Origin of the sequence: uncultured Apibacter sp., assembly GCF_946479295.1 — a bacterium.
Lineage (GTDB): Bacteria > Bacteroidota > Bacteroidia > Flavobacteriales > Weeksellaceae > Apibacter.
In genome coordinates this window covers 1-7378 of sequence record NZ_CAMLFD010000025.1, presented here as the reverse complement: position 1 = coordinate 7378, position 7378 = coordinate 1, and the positions used below count along the sequence as shown (strand labels likewise).

Genomic DNA, 7378 nt, shown 5'->3' with positions numbered 1-7378 from the left:
TCTTCCTTATTAGAATTAACTAAATTCTTTTTATCTAAAGGCTTCATAAGATTTGATTTTTATGTTAAATTAGGAGTAAAATATTTAAAAATAATTATAATGTAAATATAATTATTTTTATTTATATAAATATAAAATAACATTTATTATATACTATAATGCTGAATAATGACCAATATATTCCATTATGAGGTGCTATCGTTAGCAGTTTTCACTAGATTATGGGGAAGTGATTTAATAATCAAGATTATCTGTTAAAAAAGTTATCATATAATAAAAATAAAATTATTAGCTATAATTAAATATAGCTAATAACTTAAAGAAGAAATCTTATTATTTCTAATTTTAAAAAATGATGTAGGGCATTGTCTACCTAAAAAAAATACAATTAAATAAATTGTATTTTTTTATTATTTACTTGAATGATTTTATAAATAAAATAATAATATAGGCTAAAAAAAATTGTATACTTTTATATATAGTTGTGTGTGTTTATTTATTTAATTAAAATTATTTTTGCTTATTTCGTAATTCTCAGGATTTAGATTACTTATATATTTTTGATCTGCATCTTTTTTCAATCCTTGAATAAACTCATCAGAAACTTTGTAATAGTTTTTTAATATATATATTAATTCTTTAGATTTTTTTTGATCTTTTAAAAGGTAATATAATTTAAATAGTATTATATTTTCATCATAAAAATTATCTTCATAATTTCCTTTAAAGAAAATATCTAGAGTTTGTTTTTTATGTTCAATAATCTTAATTGCCTTCATATATTGATCCGTATAAATATAAGATTCAAACAAAGGATTCCATAGAGAATACAGCCATTTAAAGGTTGAGCTATAATTTTTTTTGTCAATCAAATCAAAATTTTTATATGAAAATACTAATTCACAATGTTTAATAGTCTCTTGGTAACGTTTATTTTTGTAGAAGTAAAGCTTTATTAATTGGTTTCGAGCGTCGAAATAATCATAATCTATATCAAGAGCTTTTAGATACATTTTTTCAGCATCATTTAGTTTTTCTTGTTCTTCGTATATTAATCCTTTTATTAACAAACAGAATTTTTTATATTCAGGATGGCTAAGTATAGTATTTTCAATATGATTTAATAATGTATCAAGATTTCTGTTACTATAATAGGTTTGGGCAATTTCCTGAAAAAAAGTGACATTTGGATATTGATTAGCTAATTGATGTAAAATATAGAAACAATCGCTAAATTTTGCAAATTCTTCATAGTTTTTCAATTGGAATAATAGTCTTTTTGAGTCTTTTTTGTTCATAATTTACTGAGAACTTTTATGTAATTTAGTTTATTTATTAAGTAATTAATTTTTTAATAGGCTCTTCTTATTCATTTTTAATTCGGTATTTAGATGTTTTATATAATTAAAATCCATATGATTTTTTCATCCAGACATAGTATTAAATTTTTGAAAAATTAGTTTGCATAATGTAACTAGGTGCGGCACATAGTTATTAAGAGGCTGTGAAATAAATGCTTATTAACTATCCCTAATAAAATTGGATATCTTTTATAACTATTAAAATATTTCAGGTCTATAAGCTCCTCTTGAAATTAAATAACCTTTTGAGTTCATGTATAGATTTATGCTTTTTCAGAGAAAGGTGAAGATTTTTGAAATTCTCGTATTTCTATTGCATAGGTTAATAAATTAAAAGGCTTACGATTTTTAAATGAGTAATTTTAAATATCCATTATTTATTTGTTTGTTTGAAAATTTAAAAAAAATCTGGATGGAAGTATATATTATGATTTTAACTTCAAACTTTTTATGATGAGAAAATCTTTCAATATTATATCTCTTGCTGTAATTATATTTTTTTTGGTGATTTTAAGAAAATTGTGAAAAAAAATGAATATATATCTGATACATTGATTCATTTTATTGATCTCAATAGAATTGTCTACACTTATAGTAAAGTTGTAAATATTCAATATTGCAGAATTTTTTTTAACTAATGAATTCATAGGCAAGTTGTTTTATATAATTAAAATTAAACTTATTTGAAGTTAATCTTATATAATATATTAATCAAATATAGTTAATTTATTCTAAAATGAGTTGTAATATATTTTTATAATTAAAAATATACTTTAATTTAACTTAATTAGTGAATACGAAGGATAAGATAATGTTTAATATTTATATTATTAAAAAATTGATTTAATTATTAGGACATATATTGATTTAAAAATGTAAAAAGCTACATTATAAATGTAGCTCATGAGTAAATTATATATTTATTTTTAGTGTTTACCTTATGGACGGACTTATTCCAAAATTGTTAATAATTGAAAATTTATATATATTATCCCAATCAAAAATATCTGAATTGTTAATAACGTAGCTAGTAAATTTGATCAATCCAAGAAATTTGTGTTGAAAATAATATAGATTGTAACGTTCGCAATTATTTGCTTCGATAACTAAATTTGTTGAAAAATGTGCTAGATTGACTTTATCGTTAACAAATCTTGATAAAGCTAATTCGTAAACATTATTTTCAAGATAATCATCCAAGTCAAGAAAATTTATATAGTGGTCTCTGGCATTTTCTATGCCCATATTTCTTGCAGATGACAGCTCCCCATTAAATTTATTAAAGATTTTTATTCTAGAGTCTTTTTTAGCGTATTTGTTTAAAATAATATGTGAATTATTTTTTGAACCATAATTTATGCAGCGTATTTCAATATCATTGAGAGTTTGGTTAACAAGACTATCCAAACATTTTCTTAAATATTTTTTTGTATTATAGGCAGGCACAACAATAGTTAGTTTATGTTGCAAAATTAAATATTCCTATTTAGATAATGATAAATGCATATTTTTTTTTCATAAATGAAAACGAAAATAATATTCTATTGGGTATCGTTTCTTGCTTTAATTTAACAAATACAACTTTCTTATTTACCTTAAATTTAATTTTATAAGGTTGTTTTAACTCTGCATGGATAATTTCATCGTTACTGTCATCTTTCCAAGAAGCATAAAATTCATGAACACAATAATTATCATAGCCTTCAATTTTTTCGCAAAAATAATGGGAAGGAAAAATGACTTCTTTTGACGAAATATTTAAAGTATCAAATTTATTATATGGTTCGGCTACTAATTTTTTATTTTTTAATATAGTGGTTATTCTTTTAACATTAGTTGTTACATCTGGCTTCCCTTTTATAATAAACTTATCATTTTTATATGAATCTAAAATTTCTTTAATAAAAAGATTATTTTTAGCAGCTCCTAAAGTTGCCGTAGAAATAGGATGGATTATTTCTCTCCAGTTTTCGTAACATGAAAAAAAATCTAAATTGAGAAGAGGATCAAAAGATTTAGATAGAGTTATATCTGTATCTAAATAAATTCCACCTTCATTATATAAAGCGTAAACCCTAAAAAAGTCAGCAACAAATGCAAATTTCTTAGCCTGATATGCTTCTTTGACGTATTGATTGTTTATTAAGTTAAGATGACTATCGTTCCACTCTACAAACTTATAATCAGCAAGTTTTTTTTTCCAATCTTGGATATTATTTAAAACTTTTATTGGCATAGGATTATTACCGAACCAACAATAATGTATTATTTTAGGAATCATAATTAATAAAAATCTCCGTCATTTTAGTGTTAGTTGTTACATTTTAACTAATGTATTAGGAATAGCTTTTTGATTGGATATAACTATATTATAAGATTTCTAATTTCAAAAATAATTAAAATAAAATTATTTAGCCAGTATATATTTTATCGTGATCACTTCATTGTTATTTATTATAACTTTTTTAGGATATTTAGGGTGTAAGTCTTTATCATACTCATATTTGTAAGTTGCCCTATTTTTGCCGATGATACAATTATTAACTAAATTGTTAGAAAAAGGTAAGTTTCCTTCTAGCGCTACAAATAACCATTTTGGCGTTTTTGTATTGCTCATTATACCTGTTAAATTATTATAATCATAATGCTCTTTATTAGATTCAATTAAATTACCTTTTTTGTCATACTTACAAATATTGGTTTTTATTTCCCTTGGATCTTCACTTTTAATCAGTTTATCGCCTGAAACTGATAAAGTTCTTGTGTAAGGTTCAATTTCAGGATAATTCGGCGGATGAATTGTCTTAAAGGTCCTATGTTCCAGTATGATATTCGATTTCTTATACTCATAGGTATATAGCTGTGTGCCTTTAGCATTTTCAATAGAATAGGTGTTTACATTTCCATTACTTTCATTATAAGTGATACTTTGAGTACTTATTATAGAATCTGAAATCGAAGATTCTACATATATTAATCTATTTAAATTATCGAAATGAAGGGTTGTGGTAGTGGTTATTTTAGCACCGGTATTTCTATCTGTTGTCGTTTGAATATATTCTGAAGGTAATAAGCCTTTGTAGATATCAAATCCTTGATTCGGATAAGGTTCAAAATTTTCATCTCCACAGGAGAAAAAAATGAAGAAACAGAAAAAACTAAAAATTAATAAAGCCGTATTCTTCATACTTATTTTTTTTCAAATATAATATATTTGTATTTTATATAAATATAATTTTATATAATATAATAAAAAAATATAAGGTGGCTTATCATAATGATTTTGGAAGAGAAGCAGAAAGAAAAGCATCTCATTATCTGTTAGAGATAGGATACGAGATAATGGAAAGAAATTGGAGATTTGGAAAAGCGGAAATAGATATTATTGCTAAAGATAATGCGGAAATTGTTATGGTTGAAGTTAAAGCTAGGAATTACACAAGAATTATGGATCCTAAAGATGCTGTAAATCTCCAGAAAAGAAAACTTTTAATTAAAGCTGCCAACGAATATGTTCAAACTAACAATCTCGATTTTGAAGTACGATTTGATATTATTTCTCTGCTAAAAAAAGAACACATTTGGATGATAGAGCATACAAAGCACGCTTTTACGATTTTGTTATAAATAAAAATCTTTAGTCAAATTTTTATATTCTTCTGACCAAATGCGTGGTTTTTCTTCTATAACGAATTTTTTTAGAGTAATTTTTTTATTATTTCTGCAAAGTTCAACAAAAACCCTTTTAATCTTGCCATTTTTTATGCCCATTATATATATTATTTTTTCGGGAAATAGATTATAGCGTTTAGTAAGTTCTATAACTTCCTGCTCGTTTTCAATCGGGAAAATGTATCCAATCTTTCCTTTTTCGGATAATAATAATGCGGACATTCTAATTAAATCTTCATAATTCAGTTTTATTTGATGCCTGGCTATCGGATGTATTTGATGTAATTTTTTAGATATTTTAAAATACGGAGGGTTACATATTATATAATCGAACTTTTTATCTGTGTTTAAACTTATTAAATCAGCATGTATACAAGTTATATTATTTGAAAAAGGGGAATTTTTGAAATTTTTCAAAGCAAGTAAATATGCGTTTTTTTCAGAATCAATAGCAGTAATTTGAGAATAGGGATTCCTTTGAGCACACATTAATGAAAGGATTCCTGTACCTGTGCCAATATCAAGAATTGCAGCAGCTTCGTTAAGATTTGCCAAACATCCTAATAATACGCTGTCTGTACCCACCTTAAAAACGCTATTGTCTTGAAGTATATGAAATTTTTTAAATTTAAAAATATTATCCATTTTTTGGAATTTCAAATTTGAAAATAGTTCCTTCTCCCTCTTCAGAAATGAAGGTAATGGAACCATTGTACTCCTCTATAAGCTTTTTTATTATAGCTAAACCCAATCCGCTACCCTTTGTTTTCGTAGAAAAATGAGGGGTGAAAATTTTTGTTTGAATTTCTTTAGGGATTCCACTTCCATTATCAATAACAGAAAAATATACCATTCGTGAATCTTGTCTTATTTTTACTATAATATTGGGCGTTCTTCCTTCAGGAATGGATTGAAATGCATTTTTTATTAAATTAGTCAGTATACGGTTCAATAAATTAGGGTCAATATTTAATAGGATAACATCTTCAAGTATATCCAGCAAAATTTGTTGTGAAGGAAATATTTCCAAAGAAACTTTTACTACTTGTATAATATTTAAATTTTCATCTTTTTTTACGGGCATTTTAGCAAAGTTGGAAAAGGCTCCGGCTATCGATGAAATAGTGTCAATTTGCTGTATAAGAGAGCGAGTTAATGAATCCAGCTTTTCATGAATTTGAGGGTCATTGGGGTTGAACCTCATTTGAAAGCTTTGAATTTCTAGCCGCATAGGGGTAAGCGGGTTTTTAATTTCATGGGCAACCTGTTTTGCCATTTCTTTCCAAGCGTTGTCCTTTTCTTTTTTTACAAGTGCATCCGTTTGTTCCCTAAATTTACTAAGCATGATGTTGTAGGCTTTAACCAAAGGACTTATTTCATCAATATAATTGTATAAAATTGGTCTATTATGAGTAAGAGCACCGGTATCCCTTAGGCGGTAAGCAATATCTTTAATTTTTCGAGTTAAGGATAATGAAAAGAACCAAGAAAAAATTCCACTAACAATTAATACGATAAGCATAATTATTAAATATCTATATAATAAGGAATAAAAATCTTTTCTTAGAAATGCCTCATCATGTAAGAAAGGAAAATTTATGATCGTAATAGGTTGATAATCATTGTTGTATATATATCTATAGACAGAGGTATAAGTATCTTCAGAATTAGGAAACTTATTGTTAACTTCTATACGATCATTGTTAACATTTAAATTTTTTAAAATTTCTTTTGGAACAAATTCGGTTTTAGGGTTTGGTAGTTTGTTTCCTATGATATATTTTCCATCTAGAGAATAAAAGTTTATATCAATATTGTTTATATCCGAAATCTCATAAATTTTATTTCCTATTTTAGATTTTATTTCATCCGGTTTTGTATTGTGGCTTGAGATAAGATAATCGAAAGTTTCAATTATTAATTGTTCTTTCCTTCCTAGTCTTTTATTATTATATTCTTCAGCAATTCTTATATACTGATAAAATGTAATCAGCCCCATTGCAAATATGGTGCTGACTTCTACCATGATCATCACTAAAAAAATTCGGAGAGATAATGGGATTTTCTTATACATATATACACATAAAAAAAGCTTGAATTGTTTTATCCTTCAGGTAAGGCGCGCCATTTTATAATTATTTTACATACAAATGGTAAAATGACGATTACAAATATAAGATTAATCCAGAAAAAAATTGAGTCATGGATAAAAAAGTATTTTTGTGCTTTATCCATAAATGTATTATTTTTTACATTACAGTTTCCAAATATAAAATAACAAAACATAGATAAATAAGGGATCATCCATATTATTAAATTTATCATAAGAGATGATTTGCTCTTTG

General features: G+C 25.3%; 7 protein-coding genes. 1 reads left to right on the top strand and 6 read right to left on the bottom strand.

Annotated features, from left to right (window positions below; translation table 11 throughout):
* Positions 1-500: 500 nt before the first annotated feature.
* From Q0T35_RS10885 to Q0T35_RS10870, 4 genes are all read right to left on the bottom strand, one after another.
* A complete protein-coding gene (locus Q0T35_RS10885; RefSeq protein WP_295813134.1) occupies positions 501-1298 on the bottom strand; it encodes a hypothetical protein in 798 nt (265 codons plus the stop codon).
* 996 nt (positions 1299-2294) lie between these two features.
* On the bottom strand, positions 2295-2831 hold the full coding sequence (locus tag Q0T35_RS10880) for a glycosyltransferase (RefSeq protein WP_295843091.1): 537 nt from the start codon (positions 2829-2831) through the stop codon (positions 2295-2297).
* Between the two features lie 16 nt (positions 2832-2847).
* Positions 2848-3642, bottom strand: coding sequence for a glycosyltransferase (locus tag Q0T35_RS10875; RefSeq protein WP_295813139.1), 795 nt, complete (start codon positions 3640-3642; stop codon positions 2848-2850).
* Between the two features lie 126 nt (positions 3643-3768).
* The gene (locus Q0T35_RS10870) at positions 3769-4548 is read right to left on the bottom strand and encodes a hypothetical protein (protein ID WP_295813141.1); all 780 of its coding nucleotides are present in this window, start codon (positions 4546-4548) and stop codon (positions 3769-3771) included.
* Positions 4549-4625: 77 nt separating this feature from the next.
* Between Q0T35_RS10870 and Q0T35_RS10865 the strand changes: the two genes are divergently transcribed.
* On the top strand, positions 4626-4988 hold the full coding sequence (locus Q0T35_RS10865; protein WP_293919285.1) for a YraN family protein: 363 nt from the start codon (positions 4626-4628) through the stop codon (positions 4986-4988).
* Here the strand turns inward: Q0T35_RS10865 and Q0T35_RS10860 are convergent.
* Positions 4983-5678, bottom strand: a complete 696-nt coding sequence (locus tag Q0T35_RS10860) for a methyltransferase (RefSeq protein ID WP_293919286.1) — start codon at positions 5676-5678, stop codon at positions 4983-4985. The genes Q0T35_RS10865 and Q0T35_RS10860 overlap by 6 nt on opposite strands.
* On the bottom strand, positions 5671-7107 hold the full coding sequence (locus tag Q0T35_RS10855) for a HAMP domain-containing sensor histidine kinase (RefSeq protein ID WP_295843089.1): 1437 nt from the start codon (positions 7105-7107) through the stop codon (positions 5671-5673). Before Q0T35_RS10855 ends, Q0T35_RS10860 begins: the two co-directional genes overlap by 8 nt.
* Positions 7108-7378 lie beyond the last annotated feature (271 nt).